This window comes from Azospirillum thiophilum (genome assembly GCF_001305595.1).
Classification (GTDB): domain Bacteria; phylum Pseudomonadota; class Alphaproteobacteria; order Azospirillales; family Azospirillaceae; genus Azospirillum; species Azospirillum thiophilum.
In genome coordinates, this window is the sequence record NZ_CP012401.1 from 1622620 (window position 1) to 1646336 (window position 23717).

A 23717-nucleotide genomic window follows, 5' to 3' on the forward strand; every position below is an offset into this window, starting at 1 on the left:
GAGAATCATTGTGCGGAATTCAATATCGCGATAAGGAAATGCTTACGCCGCTCGGACCGGGCTGTCCAGACAATTTTTTATCGCGATATCATTTCCCGTGATATGAAGAAGGCAGCGGTCCCAAGGAGAGGCACCATGGCCAGTCCGCCCAACATCCCGCCCTCTATCCCGCTCTCTATCCCGCTCTCTATCCCATTGGACGACCAGCTCTGTTTCGCCCTCTACATGACCAGCATGGCGATCACCCGCACCTACAAGCCGATGCTGGATGCGATGGGCATCACCTATCCGCAGTACCTGATCCTCAGTGTGCTGGGGGAGGCGGACGGCGCGACGGTGGGCGCGATCGCCGACCGGCTGGCGCTGGAATCGAGCACGGCGACCCCGCCGGTGAAGCGGCTGGAACAGGTCGGACTGTTGGAAAGGCAGCGCAGCCGGCTCGACGAGCGGCAGGTCCAGGTCTGGCTGACCGATGCCGGCCGCAGCCTGCTGGGTGAGAGCCGCTGCCTGGGGGACACGCTGGTCGAACGGTCCGGCATGGACCGCGAGCAGATCGACACGCTGAACCGGCAGGTGCGTACCTTGAACAAGACGCTCGGCGACCGGCCCGGACCGGTCTGAACGCCGGCCTGAGGGCCGGCTGCGGCACTTCCGGCCGGCGGTCCGGCATGCTAGGACAGCGCACCCCTTCGTCCGGGTCAGTCCGTTTCAAGCGAGTCCCGCCATGACCAGCACCGCCATGCCCACAGCCGTCCGTTTCGCCCCCAGCCCGACCGGCCGCATCCATGTCGGCAATGTGCGACTGGCCCTGGTCAACTGGCTGTTCGCGCGCAAAACGGGCGGCAGCTTCATGTTCCGGCTGGACGACACCGACGAGGAGCGTTCGACCCAGGAATTCGCCGACGCCATCGCGGCGGACCTGACCTGGCTCGGCCTGAGCTGGGATCGTTTCGCCCGCGAAAGCGACCGCTATCCGCGCTATGACCAGGCTGCCGCCGCGCTGAAGGCCGCCGGCCGGCTCTATCCCTGCTACGAGACTCCGGAGGAACTGAGCCTCAAGCGCGCCAGCCTGGTGTCGCAGGGGCGTCCGCCGATCTACGACCGTGCGGCGCTGCGCCTGACCGACGCCGACCGCGCCCGGCTGGAAGCCGAGGGACGCAAGCCCCATTGGCGCTTCATGCTGACCCCGACGCCGGTGGAATGGACCGACCTCGTCCGCGGACCGGTGCATTTCGAGGGCACGGCGCTGAGCGACCCGGTGCTGATCCGCGAGGATGGCCGGCCACTCTACACCCTGACCAGCGTGGTGGACGATGCAGACTTCGCCATCACCCACATCATCCGCGGCGAGGATCATGTCGCCAACACCGCGGTGCAGAGCCAGATTTTCCAGGCAATCGGCGCCGCGGTGCCGTCCTTCGCCCATCTGCCGCTGCTGACCGATGCCGGCGGGCAGGGGCTGTCGAAGCGGTTGGGCAGCCTGTCGGTCGCCAGCCTGCGCGATGAGGACGGCATCGAGCGGATGGCGGTCAACAGCCTGCTGGCCAAGCTCGGCACCTCCGACCCGATCGAGGCGCGGCTGACCCTGGACGAGCTGGTGGCCGAGTTCGACCTGTCCAAGATCGCCCGCGGCACGCCGAAATTCGATCCGGAGGAGCTGGGCCGGCTGAACGCCCGCATCCTGCACCTGACCCCGTTCGACGCGGTTGCCGGTCGGCTGGAGGCGCTGGGGCTGGCCGGGGTCGACCCCGTCTTCTGGGAGGCGGTGCGGCCGAACCTGTCGCGGCTGGCCGATGCCGGCGACTGGTGGGCGGTCACCCATGCGCCGGTGGCGCCGCTGGTGGAGGATGCCGCCTTCCTGGCGCAGGCGGCGGATCTCCTGCCCGCCGAACCGTGGGATACCGCCACCTGGGGCGCCTGGACCAATGCGGTGAAGGCGGCGACCGGCCGCAAGGGCAAGGACCTGTTCCTCCCTCTGCGCCGGGCGCTGACCGGGCGCGACCATGGACCGGAGTTGAAGAACCTGCTACCCCTGATCGGGCGCGCGCGGGCGCTTCGCCGGCTGGGCGGAGAGACCGCATAACCCTTTCTTTTCCAGACCCTTCTTTCCCGGGAGTTCGGATCGTGCCGTTGGACCTCTACAACACGCTGACCCGCCGCAAGGAGCGCTTCGAGCCGCTTCGCCCGGACCATGTCGGCATGTATGTCTGTGGTCCGACGGTCTACGACACCGCCCATATCGGCAACGCCCGGCCGGTGGTGGTGTTCGACCTGCTGTTCCGGCTGCTGTCGCGGCTCTATCCGGCGGTGACCTATGTCCGCAACATCACCGACGTGGACGACAAGATCATCGACCGCGCGCGCGACAGCGGTGAGCCGATCGACGCGCTGACCACCCGCACCACCGACCTGTTCCATGCCGACATGGACGCGCTGAACGCCCGGCGCCCGACCATCGAGCCGCGGGCGACCCAGCATATCGGCCAGATGATCGCGCTGATCGCGACGCTGATCGAGCGCGGCAACGCCTATGCCGCCGAAGGCCATGCGCTGTTCTCGGTGCCGTCGATGCCGAGCTACGGCCAGCTGTCCCGCCGCTCGCTGGACGACATGATCGCTGGCGCGCGGGTGGAGGTGGCACCCTACAAGCGCGACGCCTCCGACTTCGTGCTGTGGAAGCCGAGCAGCCCCGATCAGCCCGGCTGGGACAGCCCGTGGGGCCGCGGGCGGCCGGGCTGGCACATCGAATGCTCGGCCATGGCGAAGGAGCATCTGGGCGCCACCTTCGACATCCATGGCGGCGGGCTGGACCTGATCTTCCCGCACCATGAGAACGAGATCGCGCAGAGCTGCTGCGCCAACGGCACCGACCGGCTGGCCCGCTATTGGGTCCACAACGGCTTCGTGACGGTCGAAGGCGAGAAGATGTCGAAGTCGCTCGGCAACTTCTTCACCGTGCATGACCTGCTGGACGAGTTCCCCGGCGAGGCGATCCGCCTGACCCTGTTGAGCGCACATTACCGCCAGCCGCTGGATTTCACTCGCGAGGGCATCCGCCAGGCCAAGGGCACGCTCGACCGCTGGTATCAGGCGCTGCGCGGCGATCCGGCTCCGGCCGTCGCCGAGGTGCCGTTCGACGTGCTCGCTGCGCTGGAAGACGATCTGAACAGCCCGCTCGCCATCGCCCACCTGCACGAGCTGGCAACCGCCGTGAACAAGACGAAGAGCGACGCCGAGAAGGCCGCTGCCAAGGGGGCCCTGCTGGGGGCCGGCCAGCAGCTCGGCCTGTTGCAGCAGGATCCGGAGGCGTGGTTCCGCTGGGCTCCGGCCGGTGGCGCCGAGGGGTTGAGCGACGCGGACGTCGAGCAGTTGATCGCCGGCCGCAAGGCCGCCCGCGCGGCAAAGAACTTCGCCGAGGCCGACCGCATCCGCAAGGAGCTGGCCGACAAGGGCATCGTGCTGGAAGACGGGCCGCAGGGCACCACCTGGAAGCGGGGGTGAGGGACCGAATTGCCCTCTCCCGAGTCGGGAGAGGGCACCGCTCCGCTGAATTGTCCTTCTATTTACAACAAACCATCGCGAACTCCGCGGATTATCACGCCCACGGAACCGGCTAATCTCCTCTTCAGACGAAACGCGGCCCCCACCCAGCTTGGACCCGCCGCCCTGAATTTGAGGAGACCCTGGCCATGATCGACATCCGCACCGCTCTCTATGCCGCCTTCCTTCTGCGTGTCGCGCTCGGCATGCTGTTCCTGGCCCACGGGCTGGTCCTGAAGGTGTTGACCTTCACCATTCCCGGCACCGTCGGCTATTTCGAGAGCATCGGTTACCCCGGCGCCTTCGCCTATCTGGTGATCCTGGGCGAGATCGGCGGCGGGCTTCTGCTGATCGCCGGTGTCTATACCCGCTGGATTGCGCTTGCCCTGCTGCCCATCCTGATTGGCGCGACCCTCCAGCATGCGGGCAACGGCTGGGTCTTCAATGCGCCGGGCGGCGGTTGGGAGTTTCCGGCCTTCTGGACCCTGCTGCTGGTCGTGCAGTCGCTGCTGGGTGACGGCGCCTTCGCCCTGAAGGTTCCGGCGCTGAACGCCCCGGTCTGCCGGCGCGAACTGGCCTGATCCCCCAACCGGGGACGGTATCGACGGCGACGCGGAGCGGGGAGGGGGCATTTCGCCTCTTCCCCGTTCCGCGTCGCCGTCCCATTTGGTAGACAAGGACGGAGACCAACCGGAGAGCCTGATGACCGTTTCGCCGAACGACCAGCACAAGACGGATTCGTCCGGGGTCCTGAACCTGCTGGACGACCTGATCGCCAAGGCGCGCGCCGCCGGGGCGGATGCAGCCGACGCCGTGCTGTTCGACAGCGCGTCCGTCTCCCTCGCCCAGCGGCTGGGCAGCACCGAGAAGCTGGAGCGCTCGGAGTCGGGCGATCTCGGCCTTCGGGTGTTCATCGGCAAGCGGCAGGCCATCGTCTCCTCCACCGACCGTAGCGCCAAGGCGCTGGGCGAACTGGTCGAGCGCGCCATCGCCATGGCCCGCGTGGTGCCGGAGGACGGCTTTGCCGGAATCGCCGACCCGGAGCAGCTGGCCCGCAGTTGGCCCGACCTCGACATCTGCGATGCTGAGGAGCCGTCGTCGGAAACACTGATCGAGCGCGCCCGTATCGCCGAAGAGGCCGCGCTGGCCGTCGAGGGCGTCACCAATTCCGAAGGGGCCGATGCCAGCTGGAGCCGCTCGACCATCGCCATCGCCGCGTCCAACGGCTTTGCCGGCAGCTACGGCGTGTCGCGCCAGTCGCTGTCGGCCTCCGTCATCGTCGGGACCGGCACCGGGATGGAGCGTGACTATGATTATGACAGCAAGGTCTATGGCGGCGACCTGCGCGCCCCCGCCGAGATCGGCCGCGAGGCCGGCGAGCGCGCGGTGCGCCGCCTGAATCCACGCCGGGTCAAGAGCTGCAAGGTGCCGGTGCTGTTCGACCCGCGGGTGTCGCGCGGTCTGCTCGGCCACCTGACCGGCGCCATCAGCGGTCCCAGCATCGCCCGCGGCACCAGCTTCCTCAAGGACCGGATGGGGCAGCAGATTTTCGCCTCCTCCATCACCATCGTCGACGATCCGCATGTGAAGCGCGGCCTGCGCTCCCGCCCCTTCGATGCCGAGGGCGTCGAAGTGTCGCGCCGCACCCTGATCGAGGACGGCGTGCTCACCACCTGGCTGCTCGACCTGCGCTCGGCCCGGCAGCTCGGCCTGCAGACCACCGGCCATGCCGCCCGCGGCACCTCCGGCCCGCCCGGCCCGGCCCCCGCCAACGTCTACATGGCCGCCGGCAAGCGCAGCCGCGCCGACATGCTGGCGGAGATCAAGGACGGCTTCTATGTCACCGACCTGATGGGCATGGGCGTCAACGGCGTCACCGGCGATTACAGCCGCGGCGCCGGCGGTTTCTGGATCGAGAACGGCCAGATCTCCTATCCGGTCAACGAGATCACCATCGCCGGCAACCTCAAGGACATGTTCCTCAACATGGAGGCCGCCGACGATTTGGAGCTGCGTTTTGGGATGGATGCGCCGACCGTGCGCATCGACGGCATGACCATCGCCGGGCTGTAACGCCTCCCTCTTCATCATCTGGCATCGTTCTTGCGCAGACAGCGGGCAACCCAAAGTGGGTTCGCCCGCTTTTTGTGCTGTATTTCCGCCACGCTGCCCACCCGAACGTCAGCTACGCCCTTGCGCATATCTGCCTTATCTGTTAGCAGTTCGCCGCTTTTTTAGGCGAAATGCTGAAGGTTTATGCAGAATGGATGCGGCAAAGACGGGTGGCGACGTCCTTTTCGTGCTGATGGGCGCGGTGATGGTGCTGGCGATGCATTGCGGCTTCGCCCTGCTGGAGGTCGGGACGGTCCGGCGCAAGAACCAGGTCAACGCATTGGTGAAGATTCTGTCCGACTTCGCCATGTCGACCATCGCCTATTTCCTCGTCGGCTATGCCGTCGCCTACGGCGTCGACTTCTTTGCCGACGCCCGTACGCTGGTCGGCAAGGGAAGCGGCGGCTTTGCCGCCTATGGCTACGATCTGGTGAAGTTCTTCTTCCTGGCGACCTTCGCCGCCGCGGTGCCGGCCATCGTGTCGGGCGGCATCGCCGAGCGCGCCCGCTTTTGGCCGCAGGCCGGGGCGACGCTGGCGCTGATCGCGCTGTTCTACCCGCTGCTCGAAGGTACGGTGTGGGGCACCCGCTTCGGCCTGCAGGGCTGGATGGCGGCGAGCTTCGGCCAGCCCTTCCACGATTTCGCCGGATCGGTCGTGGTCCATGCCTTCGGCGGCTGGGTGGCGCTGGGCGCGGTGCTGAACCTTGGCAACCGCCGCGGCCGCTACCGTGCCAACGGTTCGCTGATCGCCATCCCGCCGTCGAACATCCCCTTCCTGGCTCTGGGCGCCTGGATCCTGTGCGTCGGCTGGTTCGGCTTCAACGTGATGAGCGCGCAGGCGCTGGACGGCGTGTCCGGTCTGGTCGCGCTGAACTCGCTGATGGCGATGGTCGGCGGCATCGTCACCTCGTTGGTGATCAGCCGCACCGACCCCGGCTTCGTCCATAACGGCGCGCTGGCCGGTCTGGTGGCGGTCTGCGCCGGGTCCGACGTCATGCACCCGCTGGGCGCGCTGGTCACCGGCGGCGTCGCCGGGCTGCTGTTCGTCTGGGCCTTCAACAAGTGCCAGATCGATTGGAAGATCGACGACGTGCTGGGCGTCTGGCCGTTGCACGGGCTGTGCGGCCTGACCGGCGGCCTGCTGGCCGGCATTTTCGGGCAGGAGGCGCTGGGCGGGCTGGGCGGCGTATCGTTGCTGAGCCAGACCGTCGGTACGCTGGGCGGTGCTGCCTTCGGCCTCGCGTCGGGGCTGGCGGTCTACGGCCTGCTGCGCGTCACCGTCGGCATCCGCCTCGACCCCGAACAGGAGTACAAGGGCGCCGACCTGTCGTTGCACCGCATCACCGCCTACCCGGAGGAGGATGCGCCCACCCTGTAACGCGCTCCCTGTAATGCGCTGCCGACAAGTCCGCCGCCCCTGGCCGACTCTTGCTTTGCCGGGGCGGCGGCTTTAGTGTCCGGCGCGAACTCCTCCCCCTCACGACGCCGGATTTTGACCGCCCCATGAAGGCCGCCATCGTCGTTTTCCCCGGCTCCAACCGCGAACGCGACGCCGTCGCCGCGCTGGAGGCCGTCAGCGGGACCAAGCCGCATCTGGTCTGGCACCGCGACACCGAACTGCCCAAGGTCGACCTGATCGTCGTGCCCGGCGGCTTCTCCTATGGCGACTATCTGCGCTCCGGCGCCATGGCGGCGCATTCGCCGATCATGCGCGAGGTCAAGGCGCGGGCCGACCAGGGCGTCCGCGTTCTCGGCGTCTGCAACGGCTTCCAGATCATCACCGAGGCCGGGCTGCTGCCCGGCGCGCTGATGCGCAACGGCGCCCTGAAGTTCGTCTGCCGCGTCCAGCATCTGCGGGTGGAGAACACCGACAGCCCCTTCACGAAGAAATACGCGAAGGGCCAGATCGTCCGCTTCCCGGTCGCCCATGGCGACGGCAACTACTGGACCGACGCGGAGACGGTGAAGCGGCTGGACGGCGAGGGGCAGGTGGCCTTCCGCTATGTCGGCGACGAGGCGCGGGCCGACCCGCGCGGCAACCCGAACGGCTCGGTGTCCGACATCGCCGGCATCTTCAACGCCAAGCGCACCGTGCTCGGCCTGATGCCGCACCCCGAAGACGCGGTGGAGGCCCTGCACGGCAACACCGACGGCAAGCCGATGTTCGAAGGTCTGGTGGAGGCCCTGTCGTGAGCGCGGACGCTACCCGGGCGCAGGAGCGCCCCGTCACCCTGGAACTGGCCCGCGAGTTCGGCCTGTCCGAGGCGGAATACGAGAACGCGCTCGCCATCATGGGCCGCACCCCGACCTTCACCGAGATGGGCATCATCTCGGTCATGTGGTCGGAGCATTGCTCCTACAAATCGTCCAAGCTGTGGCTGAAGACGCTGCCGACCACCGGCCCGCAGGTGATCTGCGGCCCCGGCGAGAATGCCGGCGTGGTCGACATCGGTGACGGCGACGCCGTCATCTTCAAGATGGAGAGCCACAACCACCCGTCCTACATCGAGCCCTACCAGGGCGCGGCGACGGGCGTCGGCGGCATTCTGCGCGACGTGTTCACGATGGGCGCGCGTCCCATCGCCAACATGAACGCGCTGCGCTTCGGCGATCCCTCCCATCCCAAGACCCGCCATCTGGTCTCGGGCGTGGTCGCCGGCATCGGCGGCTACGGCAACTGCGTCGGCGTGCCGACCGTGGGCGGCGAGACCAACTTCCACCCGGCCTACAACGGCAACATCCTGGTCAACGCCATGACCGTGGGTGTCGCCAAGACCGACAGGATCTTCTATTCGGCCGCCGCCGGCATCGGCAACCCTGTCGTCTACGTGGGATCCAAGACCGGCCGCGACGGCATCCACGGCGCTACCATGGCGTCCGCCGAGTTCACCGAGGATTCGGAGGAGAAGCGCCCGACCGTGCAGGTTGGCGATCCCTTCACCGAGAAGCTGTTGATCGAAGCCTGCCTGGAGCTGATGGAGACCGACGCCATCGTCGCCATCCAGGACATGGGCGCCGCCGGCCTGACCTCCTCGTCGGTCGAGATGGCCGGCAAGGGCGGTCTCGGCATCGAGCTGACGCTCGACAGCCTGCCGATGCGCGAAGAGGCGATGACGCCCTATGAGATCATGCTCTCCGAAAGCCAGGAGCGCATGCTGATCATCCTGAAGCCCGGCCGCGAGGAGGTGGCGAAGGCCATCTTCGACAAGTGGGAGCTGGACTTCGCCGTCATCGGCCACCTGACCGACACCGGCAACCTCGTCATCAAGATGTATGGCGAGACCTGGTGCGACATGCCGATCGCCCCGGTGTCGAACGCCGCGCCGGAATATGACCGCCCGTGGGAGCCGACGCCGAAGGCCGAGGATGTCGCCGACAGCGTGCTCGACGGCTATGCGGCCGAACTCGGCGACACCCTGACCAAGCTGTTCGGCTGCCCCGACCTCGCCTCCAAGCGTTGGATCTGGGAGCAGTATGACAGCCTCGTCGGCGGCGACACCCGCTTCATGTCGGGGCAGGCCGACGCCGCGGTCGTCCGCGTGCCGGGCCAGACCAAGGCGGTCGCCATCACCACCGACTGCACCCCGCGCTACTGCCTGGCCGACCCGGTCGAGGGCGGCAAGCAGGCCGTGGCCGAGGCGTGGCGCAACCTGTCGGCGGTGGGCGCGCTGCCGCTCGCCATCACCGACAACATGAACTTCGGCAACCCGGAGAAGCCGCGGATCATGGGCCAGTTCGTCGGCGCCGTCCAAGGCATCGGCGAGGCCTGCAAGGCGCTCGACTTCCCGGTCGTGTCGGGCAACGTCTCGCTCTACAACGAGACGAACGGCGAGGCGATCCTGCCGACCCCGGCCATCGGCGGCGTCGGCATCATGCCCGATGCGATGATCGCGGTCGGCATCGCCTTCCGAGGTGAGGGCGACGTGATCCTTGCGGTTGGCGACACGACGAATTCCAATGGGGGCCATCTCGGCCAGTCGCTGTTCCTGCGCGAGATCCTCGGCCGCGAGGAGGGTGCACCCCCGCCGGTCGATCTGGCGGTCGAGCGGCGCAACGGCGACTTCGTCCGCGGCCTGATCCACGAGGGTCTGGTGGTGTCGAGCCATGACGTGGCCGACGGCGGCCTGCTCGTCACCATCGCCGAAATGGCGCTGGCCGGCGGCGTCGGCGCCTACTTGACCGGCTTCGACGGCGCGTCCCCGCGCGTGCTGTTCGGCGAGGACCAGGGCCGCTACGTCCTGGCCGTCCGTCCGGAAGACGCCGCGGCGGTGCAGGAGAAGGCCAAGGCGACCGGCGTTCCGGTCGCGGTGCTGGGCGAGACCCGCGGCACCGCGCTGTCGGGCCGCGGCGGCGACATCGTGTCGCTGAAGCGCCTGCGCGACGCCAACGAAGGCTGGCTGCCCAACTACATGGCCGCGGAGCTGTAACCGGCCCCGCAGCGCTGAACGCAGAAGGCCCTCTCCGATTGGAGAGGGCCTTTTCGTTTGCGGTGCCGTCCACGTCGCCGGGAGAGGCAGTGAACCGGAAGCGGGGGGCTGTCTATTCCGCGGCGTTGGTCGCGGCGAGCGCGCGGCGGCGGACCCAGCGGATGCTCTTGATGGCAAGCCACAGGCCGCCGATGGCGAGGCCGGTCAGCAGCAGGATCTTCGGGCCGTTCTCGCCCATGGCTGCAGCGGCTTCGCCGAACATGTAACCGGCGCCGGCGAAGCTCCAGGCCCAGATGCCGGCAGCGATGAAGTTCCAGAACAGGAAGCGCGACCAGGGCATGCGCGAGGTGCCGATGGCGACCGATGCGATGTTCCGCACGCCATAGAGGAAGCGGAAGACCAGGATGAAGGCCACGCCGTATTTTTCAAGCCAGCGCAGCACCCGGCTGGCATGAACCTCGGCCGACGGGAAGCGGGCAAGCGCCTTGGAGCCCCAGCGGCGGCCGAGCCAGAACCACAGCTGGTCGCCCATGAAGCTGCCGACCCACACGGTGCCGACCAGCCAATAGAGATTGACGATCCCGAGCTTGGCACCCATCCCGCCGAAGATTACAAATGTTTCACCTTCAAAAAAGGCCCAGACAAAGGCCAGCGGGTAAAAGGCATTCCCCCATTCCTGCAACCAAGATATCCAGTCCAAAGCCCCCTCCGGGAGACGTCGCTTATGGGTTCGGCGGGCCCGGTGGCGTCTGGCGGCCGCTTTATTGTGCGATGCGGCAGGTACAGCGCGGGCTGGGAAGGATCATGACATAAAGCCGCGCGTTTTGTCTCGGAAACTTTATTGGCTAAGGAGTCACCCCGACAGTGGAGCCGGGGTCAGAATTCATCGCCGGAGAGGTCGCCGACCACCTGTTGCGCAGCGCGCAGCAGGGCGGGATTGGGCTGCTGCGGCATATCGTCGTATTCACCATCCGGGTCGCCGCGGTCGGGCATGGCGCGGTGCTTCAGCTCCCGCGCAGCCTCGATCAGCAGATGGGCGAGGCGCTGGTCCGGCAAGGCCTGCACCAGCGCCCGCATCTCGGCGTTCGACAATGCCGCCGGATCGAAGGCGGGCGGAGGAGGGGGCGGTGGTGGCGGCGCGAGCGGCAGGGTGGCGGCGGCCACCAAGGCCGGGGTCTTCGGCAAGGGGGCAGCCCCACGCACCATGTCGACCGCGACCTGTGCCGCCATGACAGCCGCAGTGCCTGCGGCCCGCGGACGGCGCGGCTTGCGCGTCGGCTCCGTTACCGGCAGGTCGTCGAACAGAAGCCGTTGGACGCTCATCGCTGCAGATGCCCCCTGCGCATCATCAAAGCCGATGCCATAACCGGCCTGCGGCCATTGCCGTTCACTCGCAGTTTGCGATGTGTTCCCTTTTCATTCTAGAAACCGCATCTGGTTTGTCTAGGAGAATCTGGCGGGCATCGGCTCAGGCCACGGCGTTCAGGAAGCGTTCGGGCCGCAGCACGCGGGTCTCGCCGGCCTTACGCACCGACAGGAGCTGGCGGTCGACCGTCACGAGCCAGGGCACGGCTCCGCCGATGGCGGCAGCCAGGAACATGTCGTCCTCGGGATCGCGGCACAGGCGTCCGACCGTGGCCGGAGCGACCAGAACCGTCTCCGCCGCGACGGCATCCAGGAACCGGCGCCGGTCCGCGGTCGCGGCGTAGCGGTCGAAGGTGGGACGCATCAGCACTTCGGCCAACTCGGCCAGCGTCTCGGCGCTGCCGACCAGCCCGCGGTCGCCGCGCACCCGCTCGACGCACTGGCGGATCGCGCCGTACCGTCCGCCCTGACTGCGTCCCGCGCCGCTGTCCAACAGGGCGTAGGCGACCAGGATGTTGGTGTCGAGCACGGCGCGGACCGGGACCGGTGGAGACGTTTCGTGGGTGAGCATCACCATGTCGGCAGGCCGCATCGATCGAAGATACCGGACATGTCGTGGGCCTCTGTTGTGACAAGGGGCGCTTTGCGGTAAGAAACCAACAGGTATAAACGTGACTCTTTATGGCGGAAGTAACCGTATGACCAGCATCCTCGTCGTGGACGACAGCAGACTGGCGCGCAACATGGTCTCCAGCGTCATCGCCTCTCTGCGGCCGGACTGGACCATCGTCACCGCGGCGAGCGGCGAGGAGGCTCTGGAGATCGTCGGCGAGGCGCCGCCGGTCGCCGCCATCGTCGACTACAACATGCCGGGCATGGACGGGCTGGTTCTCGCCGAACGGCTGAAGGAGCGGTTCACCGGCCTGCCCATCGGGCTGCTGACCGCCAATGTCCAGGATGCGCTGCGGCGCAAGGCGGAGGCTTTGGGCATCCGCTTCATCGCCAAGCCGATCACCTCGGACAAGATCCGCGACTTCCTCGCCGCGGCCGGGCAGTGATGGCGATGGACGAGTCGCCATCGGTTCCGGCATCCGCGGATCCGCTGCGCTTCGACGCCGACGAGGCCGATGCCATCGCCGAGCTGTTCAACATCGGCATGGGCGAGCCGGCGGCCGCCCTCAGCTCCATGCTGGGGGAGGAGGTGCATCTGTCGGTGCCGTCCTTCGCCGTGTCGACCCGCGCTCGCATCACCCGGGAGGTCGGCGGCGACCTGGAGGACGGCTCGCCCGTCTGCGCGGTGCGTGGCGCCTTCACCGGCCCCTTCACCGGCGAAGCGATGCTGATCTTTCCCGAACGTGGCACGCTGGCCCTGGTCGGCCGGCTGATACCGGTCGATCCGGATGCCGAGGCCCCGGGCGAGATGGAGCAGGATGCGCTGACCGAGATCGGCAACATCATCCTGAACGGCTGCCTCGCCAGTCTGTCGAACCTGATCGGTGGCGAGTTGTCGGGCGCGGTTCCCGGCTATGGCTCCGGTGCGCCGGAGGCGGTCATCGGCTCGGCCACCGACCCGGTGCTGTTCGTGCGCATCGACATGGCGCTGGCTGCCGGCGACGCCCGCGGACATACGCTGTTCCTGCTCGACATCGCCTCGATGGACGCCTTCCGGATGGCGATCCGGCGGGCCTTGGCGGGGCTGTGAGCGGTAAGGTCGGGGGCGCGTCTTTTGCCCCCTCCCTAACCCTCCCCCGCCCTCGGCCGGCCGAAGGCCGGTCCGATCGCGGGAGAGGGGACTGCCGCCGCTTTGGCATTTCAGTAACGCGGACAAGCGTCCCGCCCCCTCCACCGCCGAAGGCGGGGGAGGGATGGGGAGGGGGCCGTCGGCTTGAGGGGGCTGATGCCCCCCGCACTCACCCCTCGATCTTCGAGAACTCTGCGACCGCGTTCAGCGTCCTGCGGATCTGCGTCAGCAGGCGCAGGCGGTTGGCGCGCAACTCCTTATCCTCGGCGTTCACCGTCACCTTGTCGAAGAAGGCGTCCACCGGGCCGCGCAGCTTCGCCAGAGCTGCCATGGTGCCGGCGAAGTCTTCTTTAGCAATATACGGTTCTGCAATGTCGTCAACTTCTCCCAACGAACTATAAAGAGCCTGCTCTTCGGCAGTGACAAGCTGAGAAATGTCAATCTGACCTTCATAGCTGCGGCCGTCCTTCTTCTCCTCGATGCGGACGATGTTGGAGGCGCGCTTGTAGGCCGCCAGCAGGTTGGCGCCCTCCTCGGAGCCGACGAAGGCCTGCAGAGCCTTCACGCGGGCGAGCAGCCGCACCAGATCGTCCTCGCCGCCGAGCGCGAACACCGCATCCACCAGATCGTGGCGCACGCCCTGCTCACGCAGCACCACCTTGAGGCGGTCGGCGAAGAAGGACATCAGGTCGCCGCCGACACTGCCGGCGGGGGCGAAGCCGCTGACCTTGTAGGCGCTGTGCGCCGCAGCGAACACCTCCGCCAGCTTCACCCGCAGCCCGTTCTCCAGCACCAGTCGGATCACGCCCAGCGCGGCACGGCGCAGCGCGTAGGGATCCTTCGAGCCCGTCGGCTTCTCGTCGATGGCGAAGAAGCCGACCAGCGTGTCGATCTTGTCGGCCAGCGCCACCGCCACCGCCACCGGCGCGGTCGGGCAACTGTCGGACGGGCCAAGCGGCTTGTAATGGTCGGCGATCGCATTGGCGACTTCGGCGCTCTCGCCCTGGCCGAGCGCGTAGTAGCGGCCCATGATCCCCTGCACCTCGGGGAACTCGCCGACCACCTCGGTCACCAGATCGGCCTTGCACAGCAGGGCGGCGCGGCTGGCGGCGTCGCTGTCCGCACCGATCGCGCGGGCGATCTCGGCGGCCAGCAGTTGAACGCGGGTGACCTTCTCGGCCACCGTGCCCAGCTTGGCATGGAAGGTGATCTTCTCCAGCGCCGGGACGCGGGCTTCCAGCTTGGTCTTGCGATCCTGGTCCCAGAAGAACTTGGCATCGGACAGGCGGGCGCGCAGCACGCGCTCGTTGCCGGCGACCACGGCCTTGCCGCCGTCCACCGTCTCGGTGTTGGCGACGACGATGAAGCGCGGGGCCATCCTGCCGGCCGCATCCAGCACGGCGAAATATTTCTGGTGCGTGCGCATGGAGGTGATGAGGACCTCCGACGGCACGTCCATGAAGCTCTCGTCGATGCTGCCCATCAGCACGACGGGCCATTCGACGAGGCCGGCGACCTCCTCCAGCAGCGCGTCGTCGGGCGACAGGGTCAGGCCCTGGGAGGCGGCCAGCGCCTCGGCATCGGCCTTGATCCTGGCCTTGCGCTCCTCGCGGTCGAGCACGACCTTGGCGGCCAGCAACTTTTCCCGATAATCGGCGAAGCTCTCGACTGTGAAAGCGTCAGGCGCAAGGAAACGGTGGCCGCGGGTGCTGTTTCCAAAGGCGATGCGGCCCTGGGTGCCGCCGATCTCATAGCCGCCGTCGAGCACGCGCCCGCCGAACAGGGCGATGATCGAGTGCAGCGGACGGACCCAGCGCACGGTGCCGGTGCCCCAGCGCATCGATTTCGGCCAGGGCAGTTCGGCCATGGCGGCGGGGATGATCTCCGCCAGCACGTCGGCGGTCTCGCGGCCCTTCTTCTCGGTCACCGCGAAATAGAACACGCCCTTGCCGGTGTCGCGCTGCTCGCACTGGTCGAGGCTGTCGAGACCGGCCGACTTCAGGAAGCCGGCGACCGCCTGCTCGGGCGAGCCGAGGCGCGGACCCTTCTTCTCCTCGCGCACGTCGGCGGTGCGTTCGGCCAGCCCGTCGACCACCAGGGCCAGACGGCGCGGGGTGGAGTGCGCTTCGGCCCTGGTGAAGGCCAGGCCGTTGGCTGCCAGCTTGTCGGTGACGAGGCGCTTGAGGTCGTCGGCGGCCCGCGCCTGCATGCGGGCGGGGATCTCTTCGGAGAAGAATTCGATCAGAAGTTCGGTCATGGGATTCACTTCGCCCCCGTCCAGGCTTCGCAGCAGGCCTTGGCCAGCGCGCGCACGCGGCCGATATAGGCGGCGCGCTCGACGACGCTGATCACGCCGCGGGCGTCCAGCAGGTTGAACAGATGCGACGCCTTGATGCACTGGTCATAGGCGGGCAGCGCAAGGTTCTGCGCCACCAGCGCCTGACACTCGGCCTCGGCGTCCTTGAAATGCTGGAGCAGCATGTCGGTGTTGGAGAACTCGAAATTGTGCTTCGAGTATTCGATCTCGGCGCGCTTGAAGATGTCGCCGTACTTCACCCCCTGGCCGTTGAAGTCCAGGTCGTAGACATTCTCCACGCCCTGCACATACATGGCCAGCCGCTCCAGCCCATAGGTCAGCTCGACCGCGACCGGATCGCATTCGATGCCGCCGACCTGCTGGAAATAGGTGTACTGCGTCACCTCCATGCCGTCGCACCACACTTCCCAGCCGAGACCCCAGGCGCCCAGCGTCGGGCTTTCCCAATCATCCTCGACGAAGCGGATGTCGTGCAGCGCCGGATCGATGCCGATGGCACGCAGGCTGTCCAGATACAGTTCCTGCGGGTTGGCCGGCGACGGCTTCATGATCACCTGATACTGGTAATAATGCTGAAGCCGGTTCGGGTTCTCGCCATAACGGCCGTCCTTGGGCCGGCGCGACGGCTGGACATAGGCGGCCTTCCAGGGATCGGGACCGAGCGCACGCAGCGTGGTCGCCGGATGGAAGGTGCCGGCGCCGACCTCCATGTCGTAGGGCTGCAGGATGACGCAACCCTGCTCCGACCAGAACTGGTGGAGCTTGAGGATCAGGGCCTGGAACGACAGGCCGCGGCGGTCGGCGGAGTTTCCGCCGTCGGAAGTCCCGATCTGGGAGGCCATGGACGGTCCACAATGAGAAGTGTTGAAACGCGCCGCACGATAGGCGGGCGCAACCGTCAAATCAAGCCGCAGCGCGGCAACGGCGCGGTCAGGGCCGTCGGGCCGGGAAAAAGGGAGCCGGCCGGGACGTCAGCGGCCGTAGGGGCATGAGGGCCGGCCGCAGGACACGGCGGAGCGGGGTGCGACATAGGCGCCGCATTCCGGGCATTTCTCCATGTCCTCCGCCTCCATGGCGGCGGGGTGGGGCCTTGCGTCGCGCGCGGCGGGGCCGGCGGCAGCGTCGCGGCGCCCATCCTGCCGGCGGGGGGCGGAGCGGGCGCGGCCGATTGCCTGGATGCGGTTGACCCAGCGCCAACCGAACCATACGACGCCGATCACCAGCGCCAAAAGGAGGATCTTGGACAAGGATATCATCGCCGGCAACCCGTCTGGTCTTTGGGCATTCAGCCCGCGGCCGACGGGAAGTCAAGGGAATAGGGAAGAGACGGACGGGGCCGCCGCGCCGCCGGGCGGGCGGCCCCGTCCGTCATTCGGCACCGCTCACTTGGCGGCGACGGCCGGGCGCCAGCTGTAGACCGGGGTGATGCCGTAGGTCCGGGTCATGTCGGCCTGGCGCAGGCTGCGCACCAGCACCTCCGCCCCGGTGGCGACGCGGACGTCGGTGCCGAGCAGGCCGCAATCCTCCGGCGCGATGTTCATGCACTGGGTGGCGTCGACCCGCGTCAGCACGATGTCGAAGGGCAGGCCGTTGCGGGCATAGACGCCGAGGATCCCAGGGGCCGAGGTCGCCGTGCGCAGCGTCACCACGCCGGCAGGCAGGGCGCGGTCGCTGACCGCAGTCGGTCGCTGGTTATGGCTTTCGTCCCAAACCGGCTGACCCGAGGAATCCAGCTTGGACTGGGCCGCGGCCCCGCCGCTCCAACCCGCCATCGCCGCACCGCTCACCGCCGCCAGGGCCAGGATCGCCATCCGAAACCGCAACATCGTCGTGCTCCGTTCTTGTCTCTGTTCTTTTTGCCCGCCCGTCCGCAGGTTGCGGCAGGGCATCACCCAATCATATGGGGATGCGGGAGCGTGGTTGCCCTAGCCCAGAATGCCTAGGCAGGTTTTCCGGATCGGGCCAGGGATCCGGACGCGTGAATTCGGATTTGGGGCATTCGGTTGTTGCGGATGGGGCAGCGGCAGTGCCGACAGTTCGCGCTGGACGCGGGTCCGGTGCTTGTGAATGATATTTCTTGCGACCGTTGACGAAGGCGGTTCCGCCTTGTTCCTTCGGTTGTGAAGCGATTGTCCGGACGCGTCATTCGGGCCGTATGGTAGGAGGGTGTTCGCGCTGATGGTTGCGCTTCTTGGCGATGGTTGGGGCAGGGCGATGATGGCCTTCACGGATGAACCTGTGTTGGAGACGGCTCGGCTGATCCTGCGTCCCACCCGGGCGGAGGACTTCGACGCCTGGGCGGCGATGATGGCAGATCCGGAAGCCACCGAATTCATTGGCGGCCTGCAATCGCGCCCGATCGCCTGGCGTGGGTTCCTGTCCATGGCCGGCGCCTGGTCGATCCAGGGCTTCGCCATGTTCTCGGTCATCGAGAGGGAAACCGGACGCTGGGTCGGTCGCGTCGGTCCCTGGGTGCCTGAAGGCTGGCCTGGGCCGGAAGTCGGCTGGGCGGTCATGCGCGACTGCTGGGGCCAAGGCTATGCGGTGGAAAGCGCGACAGCCGCCATCGACTGGGTGTTCGATCGTCTCGGCTGGACCGAGGTCATCCACACCATCCACCCCCGCAACATCGCCTCGCAGGCTGTTGCGCGCAAGTTGGGGGCGGAAATGCGTGGCACCACTCTGCTGCCCGAGCCGGTGAATCCGCCGGAGGCGGATGTCTGGCACCAGACGCGCGATGAGTGGCGTGCGCGGCGTCTCAAAGCGGGTGTCGGCAGGTTCTGACATCTTCTTGCTGGCATGGGTCTGGGATTGAGCGTACGGAAAATGGTTCATCAATGCAAAAAATCCCGCATAAGGAGTGTTTGCGATTGAGTGGGTGAGTGTTACCGGATAACCTTCTCCTATCGGCCGGATCGGTTCGGCCCTTCAGAAACGGGAGTGGTCATGGCACTGACGACTGCATTCGACTTGATAAAGCGTCTCGCCACCGACGGCGAATTCCGCAAACGTTTGAACAGCGAGGGTTCCCAAGGTAAGCGTGCCCTTCTGGCAACCGAAGGATTTGCGGATCTCGCAGCCGACGACGTCCGTAAGGCTGTGCCGCCGGCCATGCAGCATCCGCTTGCCGCGGTTCGGGCCGACCAAGCCGTGACCGGCATTGCGGCCATGTCCGTGGCAGGGATCAGCGGCCCGGCCGACACCGCGGGGATCAGTGGTCCGGCCGACACTGCAGGCATCAGCGGGCCGGCTGCTACTGCGGCCATCAGCGTGCCGGCCATCGCGTCGGCTGGTTTCAGCGCCCCGGCCTTTGCCGCCCCGGCCTTTGCGGCTCCTGCTTTCAGTGCTCCTGCTTTCGGCGCCGTTTTGGGTGCCAAGGCGTCGGCTGACGTAGTCCCTGCCTGAAGCCGGTCACGTTCGCCTGTCGACGGCGGTGCATGGCTCCAGCGGCCAACGGCAACCGGGCCATGCACCGGGTTTTTCCATAATCTTGTTGCCGTGACGCAGCATTAAATTTCGATGGCAATCGCACTTTCTTGTGCATTTTCACTAGAAATTTTACGGATTGCGTATGCTATTGGTTTAGCTGTTGCTTCCCATTCGCAGCAATCCTAATGGCAGACCGATTGCAGGAGGGGCCCTTAAATGGCCAACGAACAGGCACTCGCCCTCATTAAGCGTCTTGCTACCGACGGCGAATTCCGTAATCAATTGAACGCACTCGATATTTCGGGCAAGCAGGCGCTGCTGGCCCAGGGTGGGTTCGGCGGTGTCAGCGCCGAGCATGTTCGCGCCGCTGCCGCGGACGCCTTCAAGCACCTGACCAGTCAGGAAGGCGGACTGGACAGTGGCCTCGCTGTCGAGTCGATCGCAACCGCCGCCTCGGCCTCCGCGACCTCGGCTTCGGCACAGTCCGCGTCTGCCACCTCCGCTTCCGCAACGTCTGCTTCTGCCAGCTCCGCCTCCGCCCAGTCGGCATCGGCCTTCTCGGCGTCCGCGTCCGCTTCGGCGTTCCCGGCACCCGGCTTCTCGGCTTCCGCCCAGTCGGCTGCGGCGCAGTCGGCCTCTGCTACTTCGGCTGCGGCGCAGTCGGCTTCGGCGGTCCCGGCACCGGCCTTCTCCGCATCGGCGCAATCCGCATCGGCGACCTCGGCTGCGGCGCAGTCGGCGTCCGCGGTTCCGGCGCCTGCCTTCTCTGCGGTTGCGGCTCCGGCGTCGGCCTTCTCGGCTGCGGCGCAGTCGGCGTCCGCGGTTCCGGCGCCTGCCTTCTCTGCGGTTGCGGCTCCGGCGCCTGCCTTCTCTGCGGTTGCGGCTCCGGCGTCGGCCTTCTCGGCTGCGGCGCAGTCGGCGTCCGCGGTTCCGGCGCCTGCCTTCTCTGCGGTTGCGGCTCCGGCGTCGGCCTTCTCGGCTGCGGCGCAGTCGGCATCCGCGGTTCCGGCGCCTGCCTTCTCTGCGGTTGCGGCTCCGGCGTCGGCCTTCTCGGCTGCGGCGCAGTCGGCGTCCGCGGTTCCGGCGCCTGCCTTCTCTGCGGTTGCGGCTCCGGCGTCGGCCTTCTCGGCTGCGGCGCAGTCGGCGTCCGCGGTTCCGGCGCCTGCCTTCTCTGCGGTTGCGGCTCCGGCATCGGCCTTCTCGGCTGCGGCGCAGTCGGCGTCCGCGGTTCCGGCGCCTGCCTTCTCTGCGGTTGCGGCTCCGGCGTCGGCCTTCTCGGCTGCGGCGCAGTCGGCGTCCGCGGTTCCGGCGCCTGCCTTCTCTGCGGTTGCGGCTCCGGCGTCGGCCTTCTCGGCTGCGGCGCAGTCGGTGTCCGCGGTTCCGGCGCCTGCCTTCTCGGCGGTTGCCGCTCCGGCGTCGGCCTTCTCTGCTGCGGCGCAGTCGGCGTCCGCGGTCCCGAACCCGGCCTTCTCGGCGTCTGCCTTCTCGGCGTCCGCACAGTCGGCTTCGGGGATGTCCGCGACGTCTGCCTCTGCGACGTCCGCTGCTGCCCAGTCGGCGTCGGCGACCCCCGCCGCCCCCGCGGCTTCGGCATCCGCATCGCCTGCTCCGGCAGCGCCGAGCGACGATCCCACGGCCGAGGCTTGATCGGGTTGGGGCCGATCTTTTCTCTTTCGAGAGAGGGCCGGCCCCGCCCCCTGCCTTGCAGCACAGCGACCACCCCACCCGAACCGGCCGGAGCAGCGAGTCCTGACCCATCCCATGGCTGACAGCGCATCTCCCGAAACCGTCTATCCGGAGTTTCCCGGCATCCGCCTGGGCGACACCGTCCACCGCGCCGCCAAGCGCTTCTTCATCGGTACGCACCGCACGGCAACGCCGGAAGAAACCCTGGCCCGCATCTCGCCCCATTTCGCCAGTTGCGGCATCACGCGGCTGGCCGACGTGACCGGGCTCGACCGTCTGGGCATCCATACGGTCATTGGGCACCGCCCCAACAGCCCGACCCTGTCCGGCAGCGCCGGCAAGGGCTTCAGCCTGGCAGCGGCCACCGTTTCTGCCGCAATGGAGGCGATCGAGTTCCATCACGCCGAACATCTGCGGCTGCCTCATATCGAGGCGACCTGGAACGACCTGCCTGCCGATGGGCGCATCCCGGTGGACCGGCTGGCGGGAACCAAGCACGGCTCTTTCCGCCCCGACCGTCCGGAGATCTGGACCTGGGGCTGGGATCTGATGGGCGGGCGTCCGGTTGCCGCCCCCTGGACGGCGGTCGGGCTGCACAGCATGCCGCCGGGTACCAAGCCGGGCGCGCGCAGCTTCTACGCCATGGGTACCAACGGGCTGGCCAGCGGCAACCACATCCTGGAAGCCGTCGCCTCCGGCCTCTACGAGGTGATCGAGCGCGATTCCGTCGCTTGCTGGCGCTATGCCGGCGACAAGCTGCGCTGGCCGACGCCGCGGGTCGACCTGGACAGTGTCGACGCGCCCACCGTGCGCGACCTGCTGCACCGGTTCGAGCTGGCCGGCATCCGTCCGCTGCTGTTCGACGTGACCACCGACCTCGGCGTGCCCAGCTACATGGCGATCGTCTATGACCGCGAGATGCGCAAGACCGGCATGAACCGCGGGTACGGCAGCCACCTGGAACCGGCCGTCGCCATGTGCCGCGCCTTGACCGAAGCGGTGCAGTCGCGTCTCGTGCTGATCGCCGGATCGCGCGACGATTTTTTCCGCCGCGACCTGATCCGTAACCAGAACGCCGACGGCAACGCGGAAATCGCGGCGTTGGAAGCGACGCCGATCACCATCGACGGCCGCCGCCATGTCAACCACGCCACCCCGAGCTTCGAGGGTGACATCACGGTCCTGCTGACCGTGCTGCGCCGTGCCGGGATCGAACAGGCGCTGGTCTTCGACCTGACCCTCCCGGAAATCGGCATTCCGGTGGTGCGGCTGCTCGTGCCGGGGCTGGAGGGGTACCAGTTCGACTTCTACACTCCGGGGGCCCGGCCGCTGGCCTTTACCGAGGCGCTGCAGGCGCATGCCTCTCACGCGCCGCAGGCGCATCCGGGCCAGATGGGGTCGGTCGCATGAAGATCTGTGTGTTCCTGGGTCCGACCATGCCGGCGGAGGATGCCCGCGCAATCCTGCCGGGCGCGGTCTATCTGGCGCCGGCTGCGCAGGCCGATATCATCAGCGCCATGACCATCCATCGGCCCGACGTGATCGCCCTGATCGATGGGGTGTTCGGCCAGTCGCTGTCGGTGTGGCACAAGGAAATCCTGTTCGCCCTGCACAAGGGGGTGGCGGTCTACGGCGCCTCCAGCATGGGGGCGCTGCGGGCGGCCGAGTGCCATCCCTTCGGCATGGTGCCTGTGGGCGAGGTGGCGCGCGGCTATGTCGACGGCCGGCTGACCGGCGACGACGAGGTGGCGCTGGCCCATGCCGGCCCGGAGGACGGCTACTTTCCGCTCTCCGAGCCGCTGGTGAATCTGCGCGCCAGCATGGCCGCCACGCTGGCCGCCGGGGTGGTGGACAAGGCCGTGCACGACCGCGTGATCGCCGCGGCCAAGGCCCTCTACTTCACCGAGCGGACCCGGGACCGCGTCTTCGCCGAAGCCGGATTGACTGCGGAGGAGACGGAGCGGCTGGAGCGTTTCCTGGAAACCGGCTCGGTCGACCAGAAGCGTCGCGATGCAGAGGCTCTGCTAGGCCATCTCGCCAGCCTCATCACGCCGCCGCGGCTGGCCCCCTTCGACTTCAATGCGTCCCATTACTTCGATGTGTTGTACGAGCGCGACCGCCGTGTCTGTCATGGCGGCAACACTGTGCCGCTGTCCGAGATCGCCACCCACGCTGCCCTGCACCGGCCGGACTTCGCGGAGATCAACAACGCCGCGCTCGGCCGGCTGCTGATCCGCCAGTTCGCGGAGGTGATGGGGGTCTCGGTGGACGAGACGGCGGTGCGGACCGAGACGCAACGCTTTTGCGCGATGCGCGGGCTCGGCGGGGCCGGGGCGCTGGCCGACTGGTGCCGCCGCAACGACCTGACCGACGCCGAGTTCTCCGAATTGATGACCGAACTGGCCATCGAACGGGCGATGCGGCTGTGGTTGATCCCCCGCCGGTTCCTGGCGCGCACGACCAAGCCGGTGCTGAACGAGTTGCGTCTGCGCGGCCTCTACGAGTCGACCGCCGAAGAGGCGGCGCTGATCGAACGCGTGATGGAGCTGCATTTCGCCGACGCCAGCCGTCAGCCGACGAACTCGGTGGAGGAACTGATCGCCGACCATCTCGGCAGCACCGCTTGCCGGATGGATGCGGCGGCCGACGTATGGGCGTATGAATATGGCTTCAAGGATCTGCTCGACTTGCGCATCGACCTGATGCGGGCCAAGCAGGTGCGAGACCTGTTCCGCCAGTTGGCGGGGGAGGCGGAAGCGGCGCTGGCGTCCGACCCGGCGCCGGCGGAACCCGTGCCGGAAGAGGAGATGCAGACGTGACCAACGCAGAAGTGATCATCCGCGTGCCGACTCCGCTGCGCGGCTTCGTCGGCGGCAGCGATCAGGTGACGGTTCCCGGTACCACGGTGCGCGAAGCCCTGGCGGCTTTGACCGCCGGGCAGGAGGCGTTCAGAGACCGCTTGTTCACCGCGGAAGGCGATCTGCGCCGCTTCGTGAACGTCTATCTCGGCCGCGATGACGTGCGACGGCTGGGTGGATTGGAGGCGGCGCTGCCGGCCGGTGCCACCCTGACCCTGATGGTCGCCCTGGCGGGCGGTTGA

23 protein-coding genes are annotated in these 23717 nt (G+C 67.7%); 15 read left to right on the top strand and 8 right to left on the bottom strand.

Features of this window, described 5'->3' with window-relative positions; genetic code table 11:
- Positions 1-135: 135 nt before the first annotated feature.
- The 8 genes from AL072_RS07505 to purL all read left to right on the top strand — a co-directional run bounded on the left by AL072_RS07505 (position 136) and on the right by purL (position 10079).
- Entirely contained in the window at positions 136-621 is a 486-nt protein-coding gene (locus tag AL072_RS07505; protein ID WP_045580853.1) for a MarR family winged helix-turn-helix transcriptional regulator, read from the top strand.
- Positions 622-739: 118 nt separating this feature from the next.
- Positions 740-2083 carry a glutamate--tRNA ligase gene (gene gltX / locus AL072_RS07510; RefSeq protein WP_045582412.1) on the top strand — a complete coding sequence of 448 codons (1344 nt, stop codon included), beginning with the start codon at positions 740-742 and terminating at the stop codon, positions 2081-2083.
- 41 nt (positions 2084-2124) lie between these two features.
- Positions 2125-3501, top strand: coding sequence for a cysteine--tRNA ligase (gene cysS, locus AL072_RS07515; RefSeq protein ID WP_045580852.1), 1377 nt, complete (start codon positions 2125-2127; stop codon positions 3499-3501).
- 188 nt (positions 3502-3689) lie between these two features.
- Positions 3690-4121: a DoxX family protein gene (locus AL072_RS07520; protein ID WP_045580851.1), complete on the top strand. Its 432-nt coding sequence runs from the start codon at positions 3690-3692 to the stop codon at positions 4119-4121.
- Between the two features lie 121 nt (positions 4122-4242).
- Positions 4243-5613 (top strand): TldD/PmbA family protein, encoded by a 1371-nt coding sequence (locus AL072_RS07525; protein WP_045580850.1) that lies wholly within the window; start codon positions 4243-4245, stop codon positions 5611-5613.
- Between the two features lie 190 nt (positions 5614-5803).
- Entirely contained in the window at positions 5804-7030 is a 1227-nt protein-coding gene (locus tag AL072_RS07530) for an ammonium transporter (RefSeq protein ID WP_045580849.1), read from the top strand.
- A 125-nt stretch (positions 7031-7155) separates the two neighbouring features.
- Complete coding sequence (gene purQ / locus AL072_RS07535) at positions 7156-7845, top strand: phosphoribosylformylglycinamidine synthase subunit PurQ (RefSeq protein WP_045580848.1); 690 nt, start codon at positions 7156-7158, stop codon at positions 7843-7845.
- Positions 7842-10079 (top strand): phosphoribosylformylglycinamidine synthase subunit PurL, encoded by a 2238-nt coding sequence (gene purL, locus AL072_RS07540; protein ID WP_045580847.1) that lies wholly within the window; start codon positions 7842-7844, stop codon positions 10077-10079. The genes purQ and purL overlap by 4 nt, the downstream gene beginning before the upstream one ends.
- 112 nt (positions 10080-10191) lie before the next feature.
- Here the strand turns inward: purL and AL072_RS07545 are convergent, their stop codons facing one another.
- The 3 genes from AL072_RS07545 to AL072_RS07555 form a co-directional block, all read right to left on the bottom strand.
- Positions 10192-10677, bottom strand: coding sequence for a DedA family protein (locus AL072_RS07545; protein WP_052709910.1), 486 nt, complete (start codon positions 10675-10677; stop codon positions 10192-10194).
- 278 nt (positions 10678-10955) lie between these two features.
- On the bottom strand, positions 10956-11402 hold the full coding sequence (locus tag AL072_RS07550) for a hypothetical protein (RefSeq protein WP_045580845.1): 447 nt from the start codon (positions 11400-11402) through the stop codon (positions 10956-10958).
- A gap of 145 nt (positions 11403-11547) precedes the next feature.
- Positions 11548-12036 (bottom strand): putative toxin-antitoxin system toxin component, PIN family, encoded by a 489-nt coding sequence (locus AL072_RS07555; protein WP_045580844.1) that lies wholly within the window; start codon positions 12034-12036, stop codon positions 11548-11550.
- A 106-nt stretch (positions 12037-12142) separates the two neighbouring features.
- On the opposite strand from AL072_RS07555, the gene AL072_RS07560 reads away from it, so the two are divergent.
- Together AL072_RS07560 and AL072_RS07565 are read left to right on the top strand one after the other, a co-directional pair.
- Complete coding sequence (locus AL072_RS07560; RefSeq protein WP_045580843.1) at positions 12143-12502, top strand: response regulator; 360 nt, start codon at positions 12143-12145, stop codon at positions 12500-12502.
- A 5-nt stretch (positions 12503-12507) separates the two neighbouring features.
- On the top strand, positions 12508-13146 hold the full coding sequence (locus AL072_RS07565; RefSeq protein ID WP_045582411.1) for a chemotaxis protein: 639 nt from the start codon (positions 12508-12510) through the stop codon (positions 13144-13146).
- A gap of 208 nt (positions 13147-13354) precedes the next feature.
- On the opposite strand, the gene glyS is transcribed toward AL072_RS07565, so the two are convergent.
- From glyS to AL072_RS07585, 4 genes are all read right to left on the bottom strand, one after another.
- Positions 13355-15442, bottom strand: a complete 2088-nt coding sequence (gene glyS, locus AL072_RS07570; protein ID WP_045580842.1) for a glycine--tRNA ligase subunit beta — start codon at positions 15440-15442, stop codon at positions 13355-13357.
- Between the two features lie 5 nt (positions 15443-15447).
- Positions 15448-16344, bottom strand: a complete 897-nt coding sequence (locus AL072_RS07575; protein WP_045580841.1) for a glycine--tRNA ligase subunit alpha — start codon at positions 16342-16344, stop codon at positions 15448-15450.
- 129 nt (positions 16345-16473) lie between these two features.
- Entirely contained in the window at positions 16474-16758 is a 285-nt protein-coding gene (locus tag AL072_RS07580) for a hypothetical protein (protein ID WP_045580840.1), read from the bottom strand.
- 126 nt (positions 16759-16884) lie between these two features.
- On the bottom strand, positions 16885-17328 hold the full coding sequence (locus AL072_RS07585) for a hypothetical protein (protein WP_045580839.1): 444 nt from the start codon (positions 17326-17328) through the stop codon (positions 16885-16887).
- A gap of 352 nt (positions 17329-17680) precedes the next feature.
- On the opposite strand from AL072_RS07585, the gene AL072_RS07590 reads away from it, so the two are divergent.
- Together AL072_RS07590 and AL072_RS07595 are read left to right on the top strand one after the other, a co-directional pair.
- The gene (locus AL072_RS07590) at positions 17681-18286 is read left to right on the top strand and encodes a GNAT family N-acetyltransferase (RefSeq protein WP_245636619.1); all 606 of its coding nucleotides are present in this window, start codon (positions 17681-17683) and stop codon (positions 18284-18286) included.
- A 162-nt stretch (positions 18287-18448) separates the two neighbouring features.
- Positions 18449-18907: a hypothetical protein gene (locus AL072_RS07595; RefSeq protein ID WP_045580838.1), complete on the top strand. Its 459-nt coding sequence runs from the start codon at positions 18449-18451 to the stop codon at positions 18905-18907.
- 422 nt (positions 18908-19329) lie between these two features.
- On the opposite strand, the gene AL072_RS07600 is transcribed toward AL072_RS07595, so the two are convergent.
- Positions 19330-20565 (bottom strand): hypothetical protein, encoded by a 1236-nt coding sequence (locus tag AL072_RS07600; protein ID WP_052709909.1) that lies wholly within the window; start codon positions 20563-20565, stop codon positions 19330-19332.
- A 127-nt stretch (positions 20566-20692) separates the two neighbouring features.
- On the opposite strand from AL072_RS07600, the gene AL072_RS07605 reads away from it, so the two are divergent.
- The 3 genes from AL072_RS07605 to AL072_RS07615 are packed head-to-tail and all read left to right on the top strand — an operon-like array spanning position 20693 to position 23717.
- Positions 20693-22027, top strand: a complete 1335-nt coding sequence (locus AL072_RS07605; RefSeq protein WP_045580837.1) for a YcaO-like family protein — start codon at positions 20693-20695, stop codon at positions 22025-22027.
- Complete coding sequence (locus tag AL072_RS07610) at positions 22024-23436, top strand: TfuA-like protein (protein ID WP_045580836.1); 1413 nt, start codon at positions 22024-22026, stop codon at positions 23434-23436. The genes AL072_RS07605 and AL072_RS07610 overlap by 4 nt, the downstream gene beginning before the upstream one ends.
- Positions 23433-23717 (top strand): MoaD/ThiS family protein, encoded by a 285-nt coding sequence (locus AL072_RS07615; RefSeq protein WP_045580835.1) that lies wholly within the window; start codon positions 23433-23435, stop codon positions 23715-23717. Before AL072_RS07610 ends, AL072_RS07615 begins: the two co-directional genes overlap by 4 nt.